This is a genomic window from Brucella sp. 22210 (genome assembly GCF_052045675.1).
Classification (GTDB): domain Bacteria; phylum Pseudomonadota; class Alphaproteobacteria; order Rhizobiales; family Rhizobiaceae; genus Brucella.
Genome location: NZ_JBQEPD010000001.1, coordinates 235,433 through 254,224, shown reverse-complemented (window position 1 = coordinate 254,224; position 18,792 = coordinate 235,433). Strand labels below are relative to the sequence as shown.

The following is an 18,792-nucleotide window of genomic DNA, read 5'->3' as shown; positions in this document are numbered from 1 at the left end:
AACGCGACCCAGTCGGGTTGGATAATGCTCCAGTCATCCACTCAACGCATAATCCGGTATGAGGCCTGCCAGCCTCGGCAAGATTACGCTCTAATTCGAATCCGTTGCGCTTTCACCGCGATAGCGATGCAGCAATTGCGCCCGCTTTACGAACCCGACAGCCGCCTTTCCTTCAAGCACGGCTGCATGTATCACATTTCCGCCCCCAAATGCCAAATCCATTTCTTCTCCCGTAAAAAGGGTGAAGGCAGGGATATCCGGGCCATCAAGATGCACCACGGCGCGCCGGGCCTGATCGAGCTTGCGCACGCCATCGGCTGCGGCTTCCTGCGCATGCAGCACCATGGCCGCCGTGCCCGTGCGGATCGCCTGATCCACCTTGGTCGAGCCCGTTACCACCGCGCCAGCCTTGCGCGCCAAAGCGAGACTGCCCAGGGCGGATTTTGTCAGCAGCTGGTCTACCAGCGCGCCAAGATCATCCTGCGGCTTCACGCCTTCCTTCAGCGCCCGCGCAAAAAGCTTGCGCTTGATCGCCTCATCCACCAGACGGCGCTCGGCCTTGACCCAGCATCCCCTGCCCGGCAGGTTTCTTTTCAAGTCCGGCACGACGGAACCGTCTGGCCCTGCAACAAAGCGGATCATGTCATCGGCAGAACCGCTTTCGCGCGTGACGATACAGGTTCTGTCATTCATATCCTGCTCCACGCAAACTCCCGCTCTGCCGTATACGGACTTGTACTCAACTTCAAAACTGGCAACGCTTCCGCCGCATTGTTCTCAAATCGGGCGGTTTGTTACCCCACCGGACATATCGAATGCAACGCGTGGCGCTGTACCAGAGCCGGGGCCTCGCCACAACCCGAAACGTCGCGGAAAGCCCACTGAAACCCGATCTGCCTTACCGAATCTGGTAAATGAGACCCGTTTTCGGCATCACATCAATTGTTGGAGCCGTTTCAATTTCATTGAACCGCTCCCTTGTTTGTCTTTCCGCATCTCCGGGCGCAAAACCGCTTCGCACTTTTGCTGGAGATGCTCGAGGCCGCACAGCTTACTCCTGAATTGCTTCAGACGTAAGAACCCGTGCGGCCCCAGAACTTCTCAGCGCTTCTTACGAAGCAGCTTCTTCTTCACCGGCTTCAGCCTCGACTTCCGCTTCGGCTTCTTCCTGAGCGGCAGCTGCCAGCTCTTCTTCCGTGATCCAGCCAGCCTTGAGGCGGGCAGTCAGGATCATCTGTTCGGCATCGACGCGCGAAACATCGAAAGACGAGAGAATGCCGCTATGGGTGACGGTGTCGCCATCCTTGCGTTCACGCCAGCCGACGAGGTCATCGACAGCGTAACCGGCAAAGTCTTCGATCGACTCCACGCCGTCTTCACCGACAGCAACCAGCATGGCGGTCGTCAGGTTCGGCAGTTCGCGAAGTTCGTCTTCGACGCCCAGTTCCTTGCGGCGCGCATCCAGTTCACCTTCGAGGCGATCCAGATATTCACGAGCACGCTGCTGGATTTCAAAAGCCGTATCGTCATCGAAACCATCGATGGATGCAATTTCACCCGGCTCGACATAAGCCAGTTCTTCAATCGAGGCGAAGCCTTCGGAAGCAAGAACCTGACCGACCATTTCGTCGACGTCGAGGGCTTCCATGAACAGGTTCGAACGCTCGGTGAATTCCTTCTGACGACGTTCGGACTCTTCGTCCTCCGTCAGAATGTCGATGTCCCAACCGGTGAGCTGCGATGCGAGGCGGACATTCTGGCCGCGACGACCGATCGCTAGTGATAGTTGGTCATTCGGGACGACAACTTCAATACGTTCCGCATCTTCATCGAGAACAACCTTGGCAACTTCAGCAGGCTGAAGCGCGTTGACGATGAAGGAAGCCGCATCCGGCGACCACGGAATGATGTCGATCTTTTCGCCCTGAAGTTCGGCAACAACAGCCTGAACACGCGAACCGCGCATACCAACGCAGGCGCCGACCGGATCGATGGACGCATCGCGCGAAACCACTGCGATCTTGGCGCGCGAACCCGGATCACGGGCTACCGACTTGATCTCGATAATGCCGTCATAGATTTCCGGCACTTCCATGGTGAAGAGCTTCGCCATGAACTGCGGATGGGTGCGCGACAGGAAAATCTGCGGGCCGCGCTGTTCGCGACGCACGTCGTAAACATAGGCGCGGATGCGGTCGCCATAACGGAAAGCTTCACGCGGGATCAGTTCGTCACGGCGCACGATGGCTTCGCCACGGCCCAGATCGACGATCACATTGCCGTATTCGACGCGCTTCACGGTGCCGTTGACGATCTCGCCAACGCGATCCTTGTATTCGTCATACTGGCGGTCACGCTCGGCTTCGCGCACTTTCTGCACGATGACCTGCTTGGCCGACTGGGCAGCGATACGGCCGAAATCCATCGGCGGCAGCTGATCAGCAATGAAGTCGCCGATCTGCGCATCCGGGTTGCGGTCACGTGCGGTGAACAGCGAAATCTGCGTGGCGTAGTCTTCGACATTCTCAACCACTTCGAGCAGACGCTGAAGCTTGATCTCGCCCGACTTCGCATTGATGTCGGCGCGGATGTTGCTTTCCTGACCATAACGCGAACGCGCTGCCTTCTGGATCGCATCGGCCATGGCCGCAAGAACGATCTCGCGGTCAATCGACTTCTCGCGTGCGACCGCATCGGCGATCTGCAGAAGCTCCAGCCTGTTAGCACTGACTGCCATAGGTCTCTCCTTGGTGTCGCACCCGGCTTCTCCTTGCGCCGAATGCCTGAAACTTGTTTCGTCGGCTTATTTCTCTTCAGCCGTATCTTCTGTCGTCGCTTCTTCCGGCGCATCGCCCAGATCGTCTCCAGGAATGCGGCCTTCGCGAAGGGCCTTGTCCTTGCGCAGCGCATCGCGGATCAGATCGTCGGTCAGGACCAGACGCGCATCCGAAATTACGTCAAAGGGAATGCGCACGACCGGTTCGTTGCCGTAAGACACCTGATCGCTTTCGATCACGACTGTCTCGGCATCGCCCAGCACGATACGACCGCGGAACTTCTTGCGGCCTTCATGCACGATGGAGGTTTCCACCTTGGCAATATGGCCCGCCCAATCGGCGAAATCCGACTTGCGCACCAGCGGACGGTCGATGCCCGGCGAAGAGATTTCCAGATGATACTTGCCGCTGATCGGGTCCTCGACATCAAGCACCGGCGCGACGGTGCGGCTGACCAGCTCGCAATCGTCAACGGTCATCGTGCCGTCGGGACGTTCGGCCATGATCTGCAAGGTCTGGCCGTTGAGACCGGAAAGACGCACGCGCACAAGACGAAAGCCCAGCGTATTGAGCACGGGCTCAATAATGCCTGCCACTTTCGCATCGATGCCCGTTTCGCGAATGATGCGCTCATCCACAGCCACTTCCGGCGTCTCTGCTTCGTTTGCCTGAACCTGTTCCGTCAACTCTAAACCTCTCAAAGGGGTCGAAAAACCTCTATTTCCTAGGTCAAAGTAACAAAAAAGAGCGGGACCGGACGGACCCACTCTTGTTCGTTCGACCAAGAATTTGAGAGTTATATACCAGCGGAAGCGGATTTTTTCAAGTCCCGCTTCCGTAGAGCATTTCCAGCAAAAATGCGCAGCAGTTTTGCGTAGGATAATGCTTAAAAACAGATAGATAGAGCGGTTCCACGATGCCTCTTTGATCGGAACTGCTCTAGAAATTCAACGCCTGATAAATGTCAGATAGGCAGCCTTGCGCCCCTCGCGGAAGGCCTTGGCCTCATAACGCGTGCCCGGCCAGCCCTCATAGGCGTCGTTCCAGTCCGACGGTCCTTCGGCCTGCCAGTCGAAAGCATCGTGACGACGGCAATGCTGTAGCGTCCAGTTCACGTAATGCTCGATATCCGAAGCGAAGCGGAATTTTGCGCCGGGTTTCAAAACGCGGGCGAAGCGATCCAGATTGGCATCGCTGACAAAACGACGCTTCCAGTGGCGACGCTTGTGCCAAGGGTCAGGATAGAACAGGTCGATACCGGACAAAGAGGCATCCGGCAGCCAGTCGAGAACCGCTGTCGCATCCTCATCATAAAGCCGCATATTGGGACGCGGCTCCTGATCGAGCGCCGCCAGCATCTTGGCCATGCCATTGACGAAAGGCTCAACGCCGATGAAACCCGTCTGCGGATAGCGGCCCGTTTCATGATGCAGATGTTCGCCACCGCCAAAGCCGATTTCCATGCGCACCGCGTCAACCGCGATGGGGAACAGCGCGCGCAGATCCTGTGGGGCAGGCTTGGCAAGGTCGATCTTCAGCTCGGGCAGCAGCTCCTCGAACAGGTTCCGCTGATGGCTGCGCAGCGGCTTGCCGTGACGACGGCCAAAAAAGTTTCCGGCACCGCGCAGAGGATGGGTTTCTTCGGTCATGTTTTATCCGTCGGCCTGCAAAATGCAGCTTAACAACACAAACAGAGAGCGCGATTTGAAATCGCGCTCTCTGAAATTTGCCCGGACACATAACGCCAAGCGATCTGTGATGCAACTTTTGGTCTCGTTGTACGCCCAAAAGGACGCACAACGCTCCAAGATTTAGGCAACGGATGCCTTCAATGCCTTGGTAAGATCGGTCTTCTCCCAGGAGAAGGAACCGTCACGGCCCGGCTTGCGGCCAAAATGACCGTAAGACGAGGTCTTGGCATAGATCGGCTTGTTGAGATCGAGATGCTTGCGGATACCGGTCGGCGACAGGTCCATCACTTCACGCAGCGCTTCTTCAACAGCGGCTTCCGCAACCTTGCCCGTGCCGTGCAGATCGACATAGACCGAAAGCGGCTGCGCAACGCCGATAGCGTAGGAAAGCTGGATCGTGCAGCGGTCGGCAAGATTAGCCGCCACGACATTCTTGGCCAGATAACGCGCAGCATAAGCAGCCGAACGGTCGACCTTGGTCGTGTCCTTGCCGGAGAATGCGCCGCCGCCGTGCGGAGCCGCACCGCCATAGGTGTCGACGATGATCTTGCGGCCGGTCAGGCCTGCGTCACCATCCGGGCCGCCAATGACGAATTTACCGGTCGGGTTGATGTACCAGTTGCAGGTGGCTGCAATCGGCAGCTCGCCCAGCGCATCACGGATATAAGGCTCGACAACCGAGCGAACCTTCTTGGAATCCCAGCTGGCATCCAGATGCTGCGTCGAGAGCACGATCTGCGTAACTTCGGCAGCCTTGCCGTTTTCGTAACGTACCGTAACCTGGCTCTTGGCGTCCGGGCCAAGCTTGCCCGCATCGCCTTCGCCCTTATGGCGCGCTTCGGACAGCTTTTCGAGAATCTTATGCGAGTAATAGATCGGGGCAGGCATCAGATCCGGGGTTTCGCGGCAAGCATAGCCGAACATGATACCCTGATCGCCAGCACCTTCTTCGCCCTGACGGTCGGCAGCATTGTCCACGCCCTGCGCGATATCGGCAGACTGCGGATGCAGAAGTACGTCGATCTTCACCGTCTTCCAGTGAAAGCCGTCCTGTTCGTAGCCGATTTCACGGATTGCCTTGCGCGCTGCCGAACGGAAGCGGGCAGGATTGATCAGCGGATGGCCAGCGGCATCCTTGGCGATCGAGCCGTCCTTGTTCTTCTTCAGGAAAGTCTCCGGTACGCGCACTTCGCCGGCAATCACCACGCGATTGGTGGTGGCAAGCGTTTCGCAGGCAACACGGACAGACCACGGATCCACGCCAGAGCGGCGGGCTTCCTTGTAGATCATGTCGACGATTTCATCGGAGATGCGGTCGCAAACCTTGTCCGGGTGTCCTTCAGACACAGATTCGCTGGTGAAGAGATAAGAACTGCGCGACACGGGTAACCCCTCTTGAAAATCCAACGGAGAACATCTCCGCCTAGGAAACACAGTAGCGCCCGGAACTTTCCGGGCGCGTCAAAGTGTTAGCGAAGTTAGGATCAAACCGTCAATGCATTTTCGTATCGCGACGGGGCGCAGCCGGAAAAATTCATTCCCAAGGCCGCAAAGCCTACGCCAAAAGGGGAAAAAGGCGAATAAACCGCCGAATGCAGGGGGTAACAGTGGATTGCTTACTCGGCGTCTGCTGCGAGCGACTTCACCAGATCGATGATTTTCCGGCGTACTTTCGGATCTGAAATCTTCGTGAACGCGCGGGTGAGCTGAACGCCTTCGTTGGAATTCAGGAAATCGACCACATAGGTTGCTTCATTGTCTTCCGCAAAACCCTCCTGGCCGACAGGGTTCGATCCCGGTGCATCTTCGAAGAAAAAGGAAACCGGAACATTGAGAATGGCGGAGATCGCCTGAAGGCGGCTGGCGCCGACGCGATTGGTGCCCTTCTCGTATTTTTGAATCTGCTGAAACGTGATGCCCAAATTCTCGCCGAGCTTTTCTTGACTGAGGCCCAGCATGTTGCGGCGGAGACGAATGCGGCTGCCGACATGTACGTCGATTGGGTTGGGCTTCTTTTTATTCTCAATCATACAGCTGTCACTCCTCGCGGCTGCGAGCTTTCATTCATGTACTGTTCATCTGAACAGGGATAACATCACGTTGTGGGAGGTAGTCTGACGCGTTTCGCACGACTTCGCACGTGGGAACCGTCACCGCGCCGGTATAACATCTTAACAAAATTGCCGTGTCAATGAAAACGCCTACGGAATGACACCCTGAAAGCAGCGTTGACAAAGAGTAAGGTTAACAGGATCGATATCGTCTGTTTCGATCCGGGAGCGGTGCCCCAAAATGGAGCACGAGCTGACAGTAGGGAAGCATCAACCACCCCAACGACGTCCAGCGCCAGCCCTTCAGTGATTCGACCGTAGGAATCCGTTACCGCCGAAAGGCCGTTATTGGCCGCGCGCACCAGCGGTAAGCCCTGCTCCACCGCACGAACCTGCGCCTGCCTGAAATGTTGGTAAGGCCCCGGCGTGTCGCCATACCAGCCATCATTCGTGACATTAACAATGGCATTGGGGACCACGGCATTGGGAGCGCCTGCTTGCGAGCCAGAAAAACCAAGCTCGTCCGGGAAAATCGCTTCGTAGCAAATAAGCGGCAGGAAAGTCTGGCCCGGCCTGACATTCAAAAGACGCCGCGAGGAACCGGCGGTAAAGCCACCGGGCATTTCCACCACTTCCTGAAGGCCCAGACTGCGCAGAAAGGTCTCGAATGGCAGATATTCGCCGAACGGAACAAGATGCACCTTGTCGGCGGCGTCCGTAATCTCGCCCCGATCATTGATCGTATAGATGGAATTATAATAGCGCGGCTCGCCATTGCCTGCCGCCTTCTCTTCACGCACGGCACCGGTCAGCAGCACCTGGCCGTCCTGCAATGTATTGCCAATCAGCGCGAGCGCGTCCGGCGTCGATGTCAGAATATAGGGCACCGCCGTTTCGGGCCAGATGATGATATCAGGCTTCGGCTTGCCGTCGGCAGGTGCTTCCGCCGTCAAAGCAATCAGCTTGTCGAAGATCGAGCGCCGTTCGGCATTGTCCCATTTCATGCTCTGCGGGATGGAGGGCTGCACAATACGGATATTGACCGTGCCCTTCTCATCACCGATGGCGGGCGCATGCGACAGGGTCCACACGCCAAAGCCGACATGGGCTGCGGCCAGAAGAATGGCCAGAACGATACCGCTCTTTGCCAATCGTCCACCGATTAGCAATGCAGGCGATGCGAAGATGAACACAGCCAGAGCGCTCATCCCGACAAGACCGACCACGGCGACCGATTGCATCAGCACCGGCACTGGCATGGCTGCATAGCCGATGGCATTCCATGGAAAACCGGTCAGCAGGAACGTACGCAACCATTCCGCAAGCGCGAAGCCGAAGGCCAGCGCGAAAATACGCCCCAGCCCGTCCGACCAGAAGATGCGCGCGACCATGGTCGCGAAAGCGTAGAAAATCGCCAGAAAGGCAGGCAGGCCTAAAACCGCCAGCGGCAGGGCCCAGGCAAACTGGTCTGCATCAACCAGAAGAGCTGTGCCTATCCACCAGAGGCCGGAGACGAAATAGCCGAAGCCGAACCACCAGCCGACTATTGCCGCGGGCAGAACGCGACGGATCGGGCCTGCATCGGCACGCGCCAAAGCGCCGTCGATCAGCCAGACGAGGATCGGGAAGGAAACAAAACCGGCAATGAAGAGATCGAAAGGCGGCTGGGTCAGTGTCGCGAAGGCGCCACTCAAAAAAGCGGCCAGCGCACGACGCCAGCCGCTAGAAAGAATGATCCTGCCCGCAAGCCTTTCGATCATCAGGCCTCTTTGAAGGTTTCAGCGTCTTCGGCCGTGGCCGGTGACTGCTCTTCAGGCTTGGTGGTGACGACAGCGCGCTGCTGCCTGCGGCGGTCGGCAGCGGAAAGCGGCACAATGCGTACCTTCTTCACGCGGCGCGGATCAACTTCCAGCACATGGAATTCATAGCCCGGCACGGCTTGCACGACCTCACCACGGACGGGAATCCGGCCAAGAACCGAGAAGATCAGGCCGCCGACCGTGTCGACATCCTCGCCATGTTCGCCCACCTCGAAAGAGGGGCCAATCTTTGCAGCGAATTCGTCCAGATCGGCGCGCGCATCGACAACAAATACGCCATCGGCTTCCTCGGCGATCATGATTTCTTCGTCGTCATGCTCGTCTTCGATATCGCCAACAACCATTTCGACGATGTCTTCGAGCGAGACGAGACCGTCGGTGCCGCCATATTCATCGATGACCAGCGCCATCTGGATATGGGTTGCCTGCATGCGGGCCATCAGGCCGCTTGCCATCATCGACGGAGGCACGAACAGCACCTTGCGCATGAGGTTAAGCTCGCCGATCGTCTTGGTGAGATCAATGCGGCTCATATCGAATTTCGGCGGCGTTGCCGTCGCTGGCGTCTTGGCCGTCGTGCGGCGGCGCGTTTTCTGGCGCGCCTGACGCGTGATGAAATTCAGAACATCGCGGATATGGATCATGCCACGCGGATCATCCAGCGTTTCGGCATAGACCGGCATACGGGAGTGACCGGATTCCTCGAAGAGTTCCAGCACTTCCCAGAGCGGCGTGGAAATTTCCACCGCCTCGACATCCGCACGCGGAATCATCACGTCTTCGACGCGGATTTCACGCAGGCGCAGGATGTTGTGCAGCATCGCCTTTTCTTCGGGCGAGAATGCGGAATCCTGTTCGCTCGTCGTACTGGACAGGGCATCGGCCAAATCTTCACGCAAGGAAGATTGCTGTCGCGAGCGGATAAAAGGGAAAATATTTGACAGAAGGGAGCGCTTTTCGGCCGCTACAGGCCGCTGCGTACTTTGCCCTTCGGCGTCTTGGGTCTCGCTGCGATTCTCGCCAGCGGACGGAGGTTGTGAGGTTTGATCAGCCATGGTCAATCGTTGTTAATGGTCTCTTCGGATACAGCATAAGGGTCGGGGATGGCAATAGCATGAAGAATTTCGCGCTCGCGGCGCTCCATTTCTTCTGCTTCCTCGTCGGTTTCATGATCGTATCCCAAAAGATGCAGGAATCCATGCACGACAAGGTGTGAGAGGTGATGGTCGAGAGGCTTGCCTTCTTCAACCGCTTCACGCTCTACGGTTTCGCGAGCGATGACGATGTCACCCAGCATCGGTCCCGGCTGCGCCCCGGCCTTGACCGGAAAAGCAGGAAACGACAACACATTGGTAGGCTTGTCCTTGCCGCGCCATTCGGCGTTGAGCTCCTGAATGGACGCATCGTCGGTAAAGACGACGCTCAATTCGCTGTCGGCATTCTTGAGGCCAAGATTGGCCCATGCCGCCTCGACAGACTTTCTGACAAGTCCTTCAAGTGTTGTTTCATCCGGCCAGTTGCCGGCTTCGATTGTTATATCGATATGGATCGCGTTGTCTGACACGTTCTGCGGCGGCTTCCCCTGACAGCAAGCCGCTTCGTCCTTTCAGTTGTTCGAAAGCCGTCCGCCCCAAAAAGGCAGACAGCATGCTTTTTTCCACGCATTGTCCCGCGCAAAAACGCTGCGCACTTTTGCTGGAAATGCTTCAGATCGTCATTCTAACGACCAATTACAAGTCCTTGGCCCCTATTCCGGACGAACCGGCTGCTGGACATGCGTCTTGGCATCGCGGTCATAGGCGTTGACGATTGCCGCCACCAGCGGATGTCGTACCACGTCTTTCTGGGTGAACCGCACCTTGATGACGCTTTCCACATCGTCCAGCACACGAAGCGCTTCGACAAGCCCGGATTTCTGACCGGGTGGAAGATCGATCTGGCTTGGATCGCCCGTCACGATCATCCGCGATCCTTCACCGAGACGCGTCAGGAACATTTTCATCTGCATGGATGTCGTGTTCTGCGCTTCATCGAGAATGACTGCCGAATGGGCCAGCGTGCGCCCGCGCATGAAGGCCAGCGGCGCGATTTCAATGACGCCTGCGGTGATGGCACGCTCGACCTTGTCGGCGGGCATCATATCGTAAAGCGCGTCATAGAGCGGACGCAGGTAGGGATCGACCTTTTCCTTCATGTCACCCGGCAGAAAGCCCAAGCGTTCGCCCGCTTCAACAGCCGGGCGGGAGAGGATGATCCGCTCCACCAGACCGCGTTCCAGCAACATGGCAGCATGGGCGACGGCCAGATAGGTTTTGCCCGTACCGGCGGGACCGACACCGAACACCAGTTCGGAACGGTCGAGCGCCCGCATATAGGCGTCCTGTGTCGGCGTGCGCGCGAAGATCGTCTTCTTGCGCGTGGAAATCTGGGCAGCGGATAGCTTGCCCTTGTTTTCCATTGTCGGCAGATCCAGCTGATCATCAGCCGCAATGGCCATGCGCAAGGCGCCATCGACATCCGATGCCGTCAGTTCATGACCTTTCTGCACGGTTTCATAAAGATGATCGAGCGTACGGCGCGCCTGTTCGGTCGCGGTTGGTTCGCCCCGGATCGAGAGTTGGTTGCCCTTGGAGCGAACATCGACACCGAGTTTTTGCTCGATACGTGCCAGATTTTCGTCGAACTGACCGTAAAGCGCACTGGCCAGGCGGTTGTTCTCGAAAGTGAGCACGATATGGGCCATATCCGAGGCCCCGGTAGTCGGGCTTTTTTGCGTTAGAGTGGTTGGCTTGGCAGGTCTCAGCTTTTCCGTGGCGCTCAACCGTATCTCCTCAAGAGTTCACGCATTGCAATCACAGTTCCGACGGGATCATCGGCCCGACAGGATTATCGGCGCGAGACTCAAGCGCCGAAACATCTGCCTGAACGGTATCATGCCTTCACGCCAGTTTTTGCGCAATAAGGCTATTGGTCCCAGTGGAGGTGATTTTCACATGAATAATTTCGCCGACCTGATCATTGTTGTCGTCGATGATCACCGGGAGGAGCCAAGGTGAACGTCCCACCATCTGTCCCGCCTGACGGCCGGGCTTTTCCAACAGCACGTCCATCTCGCGACCGATCATGGATTCCTGGAACGCATATTGCTGTTCCGACAGCAAAGCCTGCAAGCGCTGAAGGCGCTCATCCTTCACCGCTTCTTCCACATGATCGGGCAGATCTGCGCCGGGCGTGCCGGGTCGCGGCGAATATTTGAACGAATAGGCCTGCGCATAATTGACGTCGCGCACGAGCTGCATCGTGTCCTCGAAATCCTGATCGGTTTCGCCCGGGAAACCGACGATGAAATCGCCCGACAGCGCCATATCCGGACGCACCTCACGGATGCGCTCGATCAGGCGTCGGTATTCGTCCGCCTTGTGACGGCGGTTCATCGCCTTGAGAATACGGTCCGAGCCGGACTGTACCGGAAGATGCAGATAAGGCATCAACTGGCGCAAGTCGCGATGGGCAGCGATCAAACTGTCATCCATATCGCGTGGATGGCTGGTCGTGTAACGCAGGCGTGCCACGCCCGGAATGCGTGCGAGGCGGAACAGCAATTCGCCAAGCCCCCATTCGCGGCCATCGTCGCCCTCGCCATGCCAGGCATTGACGTTCTGGCCGAGCAGGGTCAGTTCGCGCACACCGCTATCGGCGAGGCGTTCAGCTTCCGCCACGATCTGCCTGACGCTGCGCGAGACTTCCGAGCCACGCGTATAGGGCACCACGCAGAAGGTGCAGAACTTGTCGCAACCTTCCTGCACCGTCAGAAAAGCGGAAACGCCGCGCTTGCGGGTTTCTTCACGCTTCGGCGACGGCAGATGCTCGAACTTGTCTTCAAGCGCATATTCAGTCTCGACGACCTTTTCGCCGCCCCGAACACGCGCCAGTGCATTGGGCAGGCGATGATAGGTCTGCGGTCCAATCACCAGATCAACATTCGGCGCACGGCGCAGAATTTCATGCCCCTCGGCCTGCGCCACGCAGCCCGCAACGCCGATGGTCAATTCCTTGCCATTGGCTTCGCGCGCGTCCTTCATCTTGCGCAGGCGTCCCAGCGCAGAATAGAGCTTCTCCGACGCTTTTTCGCGAATATGGCAGGTGTTCAGCAGCACCAGATCGGCATCGTCCGGCGTATCGGTCGCGACATAGCCTTCCGCTGCAAGGCTGTCGGCCATGCGCTGGCTGTCATACACATTCATCTGGCAGCCATAGGTTTTGACAAAAACCTTGCGTGCATTTGGACGCGTATCGGCGTGTTCTGCCGCTGGCACAATATCGGTGATGTTTTCGCTCATGCGGGGCTATCTACAGCTTTTGTTGCCGCATTGGAAGGTGACAAACTGATCGGCTTTTTCGCTATCGCATTTTCGGGCGCAAAGCCGCGCACTAATCGTCGGCAATCTCGCGGCCCAGAAGCGCGCTTTGCAGAAGCGCTCTCACCCGGCCTTCCATGGTGCGGGCCAGCATCTTGCGGTCTGTAGCCGCCGTGACAACCATCGGCTCGCCGAAGCGGATTTCAACATCGATGGCGCCTTCGCGCAGGATGCCTTTCAGATGCGGCATCAGCTCGACATCGCCCGGCCAGGATGCAATCGGGCGAAAGTAACGCCCCATGGCCATACCGTGCACGCCGGTATAGGCGATAGCGACCGGCTGCACGAGCACTTCCGGCACACCGGCTTCCTTGATCGCCGCATGGGCAGCGCCGAAAAGAGCGGTCTTGAACGGCAAGACCCGATTGCCATCGGATGTCGTGCCTTCGGGAAACAGCACCATCGCGTCCCCCTCGCTCATCCGTGTCGCAATTTCAGAGGTTTGTTCGCCGGTTTTGCCACGCCGCTCGCGCTCGACAAAAACGGTCCGCTGTAAAACAGCGAACATGCCGAAAATCGGCCAGTTGCGCACTTCGGACTTGGCGATAAAGGACACCTGCCCGACCGAGGACAGAACAACAATATCGCTCCAGGACGTATGATTGGCGACGAGCAGAAGAGGGCGTCCGCGATGCATTTCACCAACTGTGCGCACCCGAAAGCCGAACAGTCGCGCAATCATACGGTGGAATGTGTTGGGCAGGCTGCGTTTCCAACCATTCTTGAGCTTGAGAAACACATATTGGACCGGGATCAGCGACAGGCTGAGCATGACCATAGCCGCGAGAACGAGAAAGACCCGGATCGCGCCGATCATTGCGGTCTCTTCAGATCGCGCCGCAGAACGAGCGCCGCCGAACGCCCATTGGCGGTTTCGTAATAGGCCGGGCGATCGCCGACCTTCTGGAAGCCGAGACGACGGTATAGCGCCTGCGCAGCGACATTGGCTTCATCGACTTCGAGAAACAGCGTTTCCGCCCGTTCCTGATAGAGATAGCGCAACACCGCATCCATCAGCGCCCGGCCGACACCCTGTCGCTGCACGTCGCGTGAAACCGCGATGGTGAGGATTTCCGCCTCACCGGCCACCAGCCGCGCCAGCACGAAGCCGCAGGCGTCATTGGGCTTGCCTTCCGCACGGGCGACAAAGCCGAAAACCGTATCCTGCGCGATCAGCGAGCGAAAATCGTCGGAACTCCAGCCATGATGAAAGGCGACGGCATGAATGCGCTGGATCGCATGGCTGTCCTGTGCGCTTAAAGCTTCCACTGAAACCTGTCGGCGTCCGAAGCGACCGAATGGCAAGCCCATCATCGCCTATTCTCCGGCCTGCCTGCGTGGCAATGCAAACCCCACCTGCGGCTTGGCATCAGGCCCGCGCATATAAAGCGGCTTCGGCGCATCACCGGCTGTGCGTGTGGCTGCCAGACGGGCGAAAGTGGCGATAGCGGCGGTCGGTTCGATGGGACCGAGCGCAAACTTGTCGCCCAAAGCCTCGTTAATCGATCTTGCCGCCGATCCGGCCAGCACGGTTTCGAGGGGCGCATTGCCTGCAAAAGCTTCCGCTTCTTCCCGCGACAAAACCGATGGCTTGGACAGAGCAGCGCCGTTAGCGTCGAATGTCTGCCCATAAATCTCGCCGCGATGCGCGTCGAGCAGGATCGTCACCGGCTTGCCCGGCACTCGTGCAAGTGTCTCGTCAGCCAGCGCCTCGAATGCCGTCACGCCAATGGCCGGGCAGCCGAGCGCCAGCGCAAAGCCTCGCGCCGCCGAAACACCAATACGAACGCCCGTGAAAGAACCGGGGCCGATATTCACCGCCACACGGTCGATATCCTTTATCGTGACGCCCGCGTCCGCCAGTGCACGCCCGACATAATCCATCAGCACTTCTGCATGCCCCTTGCCGATATTCTCACTGACCTGAGCAAGAACGACATCGCGGCCAGCGTCATAGACGGCTGCGGCGCAATAGGAAGCGGCGGTATCGAGGGCGAGTATCTTCATGCACTTCCGGGTAAATGAGAATTGGTCCCGCGACAAGCCTAACCGTAATGAGCCGACACCAAATCACTCTCAAAGAGCAGCGGTTCTTACGATTTTCGGCATTTCCTGCGGAACAAAATCCCCCGCCAGGCGTTATCTCGCCGGGTGCGGGAAGGTCTTGTTGTTGCCTTTGCGACAGCAAGTTTTGCTGCAATACGGGCCTTTTACAGATTTGACGGTGCCGTTTGTGCGTCTTTTCGACCGCTCCCACGCTGGCGATTTCCCCAATCGCTGCGAGCTGGCCAATCGCTCGCGCCTGATTGTGCAAAGGATATGAGGATAAAATGTCCAATAAGTCGACGCATGCAACCCGCAACGATCTTCCTTCCAATACCAAGACGACCATGATCGCGCTTCTGAACGAAAATCTGGCTGCGACCATTGATCTTGCGCTGATCACCAAGCAGGCGCATTGGAACCTCAAGGGGCCGCAATTCATCGCAGTGCACGAGATGCTCGACGGCTTCAGGACCGAACTCGATGATCACGTCGACACCATTGCCGAACGCGCGGTTCAGCTTGGCGGCACGGCCTATGGCACATCGCAGATTGTCGTGAAGGACACGAAACTGAAGCCGTATCCGACGGATATTTATGCGGTTCACGACCATCTGGGTGCACTGATCGAACGTTATGGCGATGTCGCCAACCTGCTGCGCAAATCGATCAAGGATTCGGACGACGCGGGTGATGACAACACGGCGGATATTTTCACTGCCGCATCGCGCTCGCTGGACAAGGCGCTTTGGTTCCTCGAAGCCCATGTGCAGGAAAAGAACTGAGGCTTACCCTCAAACCGTCATACAAAAGGCCGGGAAATATCCCGGCCTTTTCAGTTTCTTCTATCCAGCTCTTAGAGCAGTTCCTATTTTAACGGAATCATCGGAACTGCTCTATCCATTTGTTTTCACGCATTGTCCTACGCAAAACCGCTTCGCACTTTTGCTGGAAATGCTCTAGCTGACCCATTCTCCGCCACGCATCACCGGCTCGCGGCTGCCGTCGGCCTTGATGCCGTTGACATCGATTTCGCCGGAGCCGATCATCCAGTCGATGTGGATGAGGCTGGAATTGCCGCCCTGCGCCTTGATCTGTTCCGGCGTCAGCTTGGCGCCGTCGATGAAGCACTTGGAATAGCACTGGCCAAGCGCGATATGGCTCGCGGCGTTTTCATCGAAAAGCGTGTTGTAGAACAGAAGACCGCTTTGCGAGATCGGCGAGGAATGCGGCACCAGCGCCACTTCACCGAGCCTGCGCGCGCCTTCATCCGTATCGAGCACTTTCGACAGCACTTCTTCGCCACGGGTCGCCTTCGCTTCGACGATACGGCCCGCCTCGAAACGCACTGCGATGTTTTCGATCAGCGTGCCCTGATGCGACAGAGGCTTGGTGCTGGCGACATAGCCATCGACGCGCAATGCATGCGGCGTGGTGAACACCTCTTCCGTCGGAATATTCGGATTGCAGGTAATGCCGTTCTTGGCGGTCGACGCGCCGCCGTGCCACTCGTGACCATCAGCAAGTCCGACCGTCAGATCCGTGCCTGGACCCTTGAAGTTCAGGGCGCTATAAGCCTTGCCGTTCAGGAAGCGGGTGCGGGTGCGAAGCGCTGCATTATGTGCAGCCCATGCGCCAATCGGATCGTCCACATCCACACGCGAAGCGGCGAAGATGGCCTCCGCCAGCTTGCGGGTCGCCACCTCTTCCGGCTCATTGGGGAACATCAGCTGCGCCCATGCCGCATTCGGATAGGAAACGATGTTCCAGTTGATGTCGAAACCGGCGATCTTTTCCAGCGCTGGCTGATAGGCCTTGGAGTTGGCGCGATTGGCGCGCGAGACCTTGGCAGCGTCCTGGCTGGACAGAAGCATCGGATTGTCGGCAGCAATCGCCAGACGCGCCGCACCTTCGGAATAAGCCTTGGCCATGCCCTCATAGAGCCAGGTCGAAGCACGGTCGAAGCTTGCATCCGGCGCATTTTCATAGCGAGCCAGTGCAATCTGGTCATCGGCGAAGAACGGCGTCACCAGACCCGCGCCCGCCTTATAGGCATGTTTGGCAATCAGTCGAACCAGCGGCAAGGCAACAACAGGCGCCGTGATGATCAGATCCTGCCCCTCGCGCAATTGCAGGCCGACGCGAACGGCTACTTCAGCCAGACGTTCGAGCTTTACCGGATCGATGACGGGATTTTGCATATCGTGAGCCATGGGCTGCGGACCTCTTTGATGCGAAAGCGCCTCCCTCAAGAAAGGGGGCGTCATGAAAGAATCACTTCTGTACACTTGCCGCCAGTTTATCAGATGGCGCAATTAAACCACGTTCTTTTCAGGATATGGTCTATACTGGATGCTGCGGTCAGCGATATGGAAAGCAAAGAGAATGAACAAGAAAGCGCTTGTATTATTGGGACTTGCAGGCCTGCTGGCAGGTTGTGTCACCATGACGCCGGAAGAGCGCCGCGCTGCCGATGAACGGACATGTCTCGGCTATGGTTTCAAGCCTCGGACCGACGCATTTGCCAACTGTCTGCAACGGCTCGATCTCGACCGCCGGGCGGATCGCCGCGCATGGGAAAACCGCGTCGATTTTTACGACCGGCCAATCATGCTCTATCAGCCGATCTATCGTCCGGTCGTAGTTCGGCCCCGCTAATTACGGCAGATTGCAGGGCTCAAATGAAAAATGCGAGCCAATCGGAAAGATTAGCCCGCACCGAAGCTGTTCAAATCAACTTATAGAGGCGTTTCTGGACGATCCTGCGACAGAAGCAGCGCGCCGATTGCATCGGCCTGCTTCTGGTCTGCCGGGGCATAGCCGAGCGTTTGCGGCTGGCTGGCAGGCGCAGACGTATCGAATTGCGGCTGGTAGGACGCGACCTGCTGAATCTGCGGCTGTGCCTGCGCTACACCATTCTGGTGCGAGAGGCGATTGCCACGGGCCTGCGGGCCAAGGCCGCTGCCCCGTATAGAGGTTTCCATCTTTGCGGCATCCGCCAGCGCGACCTGTACGGTGGGCGCTGCTTCCGGCACGGGTCCGGCCTGTGGCAGCGTCACGTCATAAGACGGATCTTGCGGCGTGGATGGCGACTGCGGCGAATAGGCGAGAGCCAGATTGTATGGCTCCTGCGGCACCGGGTTCTGCAACGAACCGTCGCGATTGCGCTTCTCGTAGAACGAATTACCGCCGGCAACCAGCACGTAATGCATGTTGTTATACGGGAATGACAGGCCAGCCGTGTGGAAGAACATGGCATTCTTCAGCTTCGGATGGCGCTGGCCCTTCAGCACGGCATCGGCTGCGGCCTGAACGTCGGGCAGTTTGCCCGATTCCATCTTGCGGCTGAGAACGCCCGGTGCGAACTGGTTCTTCTGACCGACAACGCCACAAATCGTATCCGGATAACGGCCCGACGCGAGACGGTTCATGACGACCGTACCAACGGCCATCAGACCATCAGGGCTGGAACGGTTCGATTCGAAGAACATTGCGCGCTCGAGGCACTCCTTGTCCTTCGCCGTGTAGGTATAGGTCTTGACGCCGTTAACCGACTTGACGTGGCTTACAGCCGCCGTCTTCTCAGTCTTGGCTGTGGTGCCGGTCGTCGTGCAGCCCGTCACTACGAAGGGCGCTACGAGCAGTCCTGCCAATACAGGCAGCTTCCAATTACCAGCGCGCGTCAACGGCTCAGTCTCATATTCAGGACCCTTAACTGAAGCAGTCGATCCGAAGGCCAATAATGACCAGTGCGGGTCTAGCTGCGGTGCAAGTCAAAGCAAGCGAAGATCAAAAATCAAACAACCTGCCGTCGCTCGTCTTCTTCAAGGTTTTGGAATTTTTAGGCCAAAAAAAGGCAATGGGTCAAATTCCGAAATTGCTGAAACCATCGAAACGGCTGCAAATGAAACCCGAATCACGAGCGTAATTACCCACACAAACCATTCAAAACTATTAATAATTTCTTAATGAACCTGCAGAAAAGAGATAAA

At 57.7% G+C, this 18,792-nt stretch carries 19 protein-coding genes; 3 read left to right on the top strand and 16 right to left on the bottom strand.

Features of this window, described 5'->3' with window-relative positions; translation table 11 throughout:
• Nucleotides 1–90 precede the first annotated feature (90 nt).
• The 14 genes from ACTJKP_RS01240 to tsaB form a co-directional block, all read right to left on the bottom strand.
• A complete protein-coding gene (locus ACTJKP_RS01240) occupies nucleotides 91–693 on the bottom strand; it encodes an RNA-binding protein (protein WP_078337726.1) in 603 nt (200 codons plus the stop codon).
• A 418-nt stretch (nucleotides 694–1,111) separates the two neighbouring features.
• The gene (gene nusA / locus ACTJKP_RS01235) at nucleotides 1,112–2,737 is read right to left on the bottom strand and encodes a transcription termination factor NusA (RefSeq protein ID WP_440629414.1); all 1,626 of its coding nucleotides are present in this window, start codon (nucleotides 2,735–2,737) and stop codon (nucleotides 1,112–1,114) included.
• A gap of 66 nt (nucleotides 2,738–2,803) precedes the next feature.
• Nucleotides 2,804–3,463, bottom strand: coding sequence for a ribosome maturation factor RimP (gene rimP / locus ACTJKP_RS01230; protein ID WP_440629413.1), 660 nt, complete (start codon nucleotides 3,461–3,463; stop codon nucleotides 2,804–2,806).
• A 261-nt stretch (nucleotides 3,464–3,724) separates the two neighbouring features.
• The gene (gene trmB / locus ACTJKP_RS01225) at nucleotides 3,725–4,426 is read right to left on the bottom strand and encodes a tRNA (guanine(46)-N(7))-methyltransferase TrmB (protein WP_280991332.1); all 702 of its coding nucleotides are present in this window, start codon (nucleotides 4,424–4,426) and stop codon (nucleotides 3,725–3,727) included.
• Nucleotides 4,427–4,588: 162 nt separating this feature from the next.
• Nucleotides 4,589–5,851, bottom strand: a complete 1,263-nt coding sequence (metK, locus tag ACTJKP_RS01220; RefSeq protein WP_078337720.1) for a methionine adenosyltransferase — start codon at nucleotides 5,849–5,851, stop codon at nucleotides 4,589–4,591.
• A gap of 233 nt (nucleotides 5,852–6,084) precedes the next feature.
• Complete coding sequence (locus ACTJKP_RS01215; protein WP_078337717.1) at nucleotides 6,085–6,498, bottom strand: helix-turn-helix domain-containing protein; 414 nt, start codon at nucleotides 6,496–6,498, stop codon at nucleotides 6,085–6,087.
• A 158-nt stretch (nucleotides 6,499–6,656) separates the two neighbouring features.
• Nucleotides 6,657–8,279 carry an apolipoprotein N-acyltransferase gene (gene lnt, locus ACTJKP_RS01210; RefSeq protein WP_440629412.1) on the bottom strand — a complete coding sequence of 541 codons (1,623 nt, stop codon included), beginning with the start codon at nucleotides 8,277–8,279 and terminating at the stop codon, nucleotides 6,657–6,659.
• On the bottom strand, nucleotides 8,279–9,394 hold the full coding sequence (locus tag ACTJKP_RS01205) for a hemolysin family protein (RefSeq protein ID WP_078337714.1): 1,116 nt from the start codon (nucleotides 9,392–9,394) through the stop codon (nucleotides 8,279–8,281). The genes lnt and ACTJKP_RS01205 overlap by 1 nt, the downstream gene beginning before the upstream one ends.
• Before the next feature lie 2 nt (nucleotides 9,395–9,396).
• Nucleotides 9,397–9,903 carry an rRNA maturation RNase YbeY gene (ybeY, locus tag ACTJKP_RS01200; RefSeq protein ID WP_138784040.1) on the bottom strand — a complete coding sequence of 169 codons (507 nt, stop codon included), beginning with the start codon at nucleotides 9,901–9,903 and terminating at the stop codon, nucleotides 9,397–9,399.
• 183 nt (nucleotides 9,904–10,086) lie between these two features.
• Complete coding sequence (locus ACTJKP_RS01195; protein ID WP_171058692.1) at nucleotides 10,087–11,160, bottom strand: PhoH family protein; 1,074 nt, start codon at nucleotides 11,158–11,160, stop codon at nucleotides 10,087–10,089.
• A gap of 118 nt (nucleotides 11,161–11,278) precedes the next feature.
• Complete coding sequence (gene miaB, locus ACTJKP_RS01190; protein WP_138784041.1) at nucleotides 11,279–12,679, bottom strand: tRNA (N6-isopentenyl adenosine(37)-C2)-methylthiotransferase MiaB; 1,401 nt, start codon at nucleotides 12,677–12,679, stop codon at nucleotides 11,279–11,281.
• Nucleotides 12,680–12,770: 91 nt separating this feature from the next.
• Nucleotides 12,771–13,574 carry a lysophospholipid acyltransferase family protein gene (locus ACTJKP_RS01185; protein WP_182519026.1) on the bottom strand — a complete coding sequence of 268 codons (804 nt, stop codon included), beginning with the start codon at nucleotides 13,572–13,574 and terminating at the stop codon, nucleotides 12,771–12,773.
• On the bottom strand, nucleotides 13,571–14,071 hold the full coding sequence (rimI, locus tag ACTJKP_RS01180; protein ID WP_138784043.1) for a ribosomal protein S18-alanine N-acetyltransferase: 501 nt from the start codon (nucleotides 14,069–14,071) through the stop codon (nucleotides 13,571–13,573). The genes ACTJKP_RS01185 and rimI overlap by 4 nt, the downstream gene beginning before the upstream one ends.
• 3 nt (nucleotides 14,072–14,074) lie before the next feature.
• Entirely contained in the window at nucleotides 14,075–14,764 is a 690-nt protein-coding gene (gene tsaB, locus ACTJKP_RS01175; RefSeq protein WP_440629411.1) for a tRNA (adenosine(37)-N6)-threonylcarbamoyltransferase complex dimerization subunit type 1 TsaB, read from the bottom strand.
• A 323-nt stretch (nucleotides 14,765–15,087) separates the two neighbouring features.
• Between tsaB and dps the strand changes: the two genes are divergently transcribed.
• Nucleotides 15,088–15,585, top strand: coding sequence for a DNA starvation/stationary phase protection protein Dps (dps, locus tag ACTJKP_RS01170; RefSeq protein ID WP_440629410.1), 498 nt, complete (start codon nucleotides 15,088–15,090; stop codon nucleotides 15,583–15,585).
• Between the two features lie 174 nt (nucleotides 15,586–15,759).
• Here the strand turns inward: dps and ACTJKP_RS01165 are convergent, their stop codons facing one another.
• Nucleotides 15,760–17,013, bottom strand: a complete 1,254-nt coding sequence (locus ACTJKP_RS01165) for an aminopeptidase (protein WP_440629409.1) — start codon at nucleotides 17,011–17,013, stop codon at nucleotides 15,760–15,762.
• A gap of 172 nt (nucleotides 17,014–17,185) precedes the next feature.
• Here ACTJKP_RS01165 and ACTJKP_RS01160 point away from each other — a divergent pair, with 172 nt between their 5' ends.
• Nucleotides 17,186–17,458, top strand: a complete 273-nt coding sequence (locus tag ACTJKP_RS01160; protein ID WP_078337705.1) for a hypothetical protein — start codon at nucleotides 17,186–17,188, stop codon at nucleotides 17,456–17,458.
• Nucleotides 17,459–17,538: 80 nt separating this feature from the next.
• On the opposite strand, the gene ACTJKP_RS01155 is transcribed toward ACTJKP_RS01160, so the two are convergent.
• Nucleotides 17,539–18,486 (bottom strand): cell wall hydrolase, encoded by a 948-nt coding sequence (locus ACTJKP_RS01155; protein ID WP_440629408.1) that lies wholly within the window; start codon nucleotides 18,484–18,486, stop codon nucleotides 17,539–17,541.
• 56 nt (nucleotides 18,487–18,542) lie between these two features.
• On the opposite strand from ACTJKP_RS01155, the gene ACTJKP_RS01150 reads away from it, so the two are divergent.
• Complete coding sequence (locus ACTJKP_RS01150) at nucleotides 18,543–18,728, top strand: hypothetical protein (RefSeq protein ID WP_078337703.1); 186 nt, start codon at nucleotides 18,543–18,545, stop codon at nucleotides 18,726–18,728.
• Nucleotides 18,729–18,792: the final 64 nt, after the last annotated feature.

What these genes read in the sequence shown, in the direction of transcription:
- ACTJKP_RS01240 (WP_078337726.1), bottom strand. Translation starts at nt 693, where the DNA reads ATGAATGACAGAACCTGTATCGTCACGCGCGAAAGCGGTTCTGCCGAT.
- nusA (WP_440629414.1), bottom strand. Translation starts at nt 2,737, where the DNA reads ATGGCAGTCAGTGCTAACAGGCTGGAGCTTCTGCAGATCGCCGATGCG.
- trmB (WP_280991332.1), bottom strand. Translation starts at nt 4,426, where the DNA reads ATGACCGAAGAAACCCATCCTCTGCGCGGTGCCGGAAACTTTTTTGGC.
- ACTJKP_RS01215 (WP_078337717.1), bottom strand. Translation starts at nt 6,498, where the DNA reads ATGATTGAGAATAAAAAGAAGCCCAACCCAATCGACGTACATGTCGGC.
- lnt (WP_440629412.1), bottom strand. Translation starts at nt 8,279, where the DNA reads ATGATCGAAAGGCTTGCGGGCAGGATCATTCTTTCTAGCGGCTGGCGT.
- ACTJKP_RS01205 (WP_078337714.1), bottom strand. Translation starts at nt 9,394, where the DNA reads ATGGCTGATCAAACCTCACAACCTCCGTCCGCTGGCGAGAATCGCAGC.
- miaB (WP_138784041.1), bottom strand. Translation starts at nt 12,679, where the DNA reads ATGAGCGAAAACATCACCGATATTGTGCCAGCGGCAGAACACGCCGAT.
- ACTJKP_RS01185 (WP_182519026.1), bottom strand. Translation starts at nt 13,574, where the DNA reads ATGATCGGCGCGATCCGGGTCTTTCTCGTTCTCGCGGCTATGGTCATG.
- rimI (WP_138784043.1), bottom strand. Translation starts at nt 14,071, where the DNA reads ATGATGGGCTTGCCATTCGGTCGCTTCGGACGCCGACAGGTTTCAGTG.
- tsaB (WP_440629411.1), bottom strand. Translation starts at nt 14,764, where the DNA reads ATGAAGATACTCGCCCTCGATACCGCCGCTTCCTATTGCGCCGCAGCC.
- dps (WP_440629410.1), top strand. Translation starts at nt 15,088, where the DNA reads ATGTCCAATAAGTCGACGCATGCAACCCGCAACGATCTTCCTTCCAAT.
- ACTJKP_RS01165 (WP_440629409.1), bottom strand. Translation starts at nt 17,013, where the DNA reads ATGGCTCACGATATGCAAAATCCCGTCATCGATCCGGTAAAGCTCGAA.
- ACTJKP_RS01160 (WP_078337705.1), top strand. Translation starts at nt 17,186, where the DNA reads ATGAACAAGAAAGCGCTTGTATTATTGGGACTTGCAGGCCTGCTGGCA.
- ACTJKP_RS01150 (WP_078337703.1), top strand. Translation starts at nt 18,543, where the DNA reads ATGACCAGTGCGGGTCTAGCTGCGGTGCAAGTCAAAGCAAGCGAAGAT.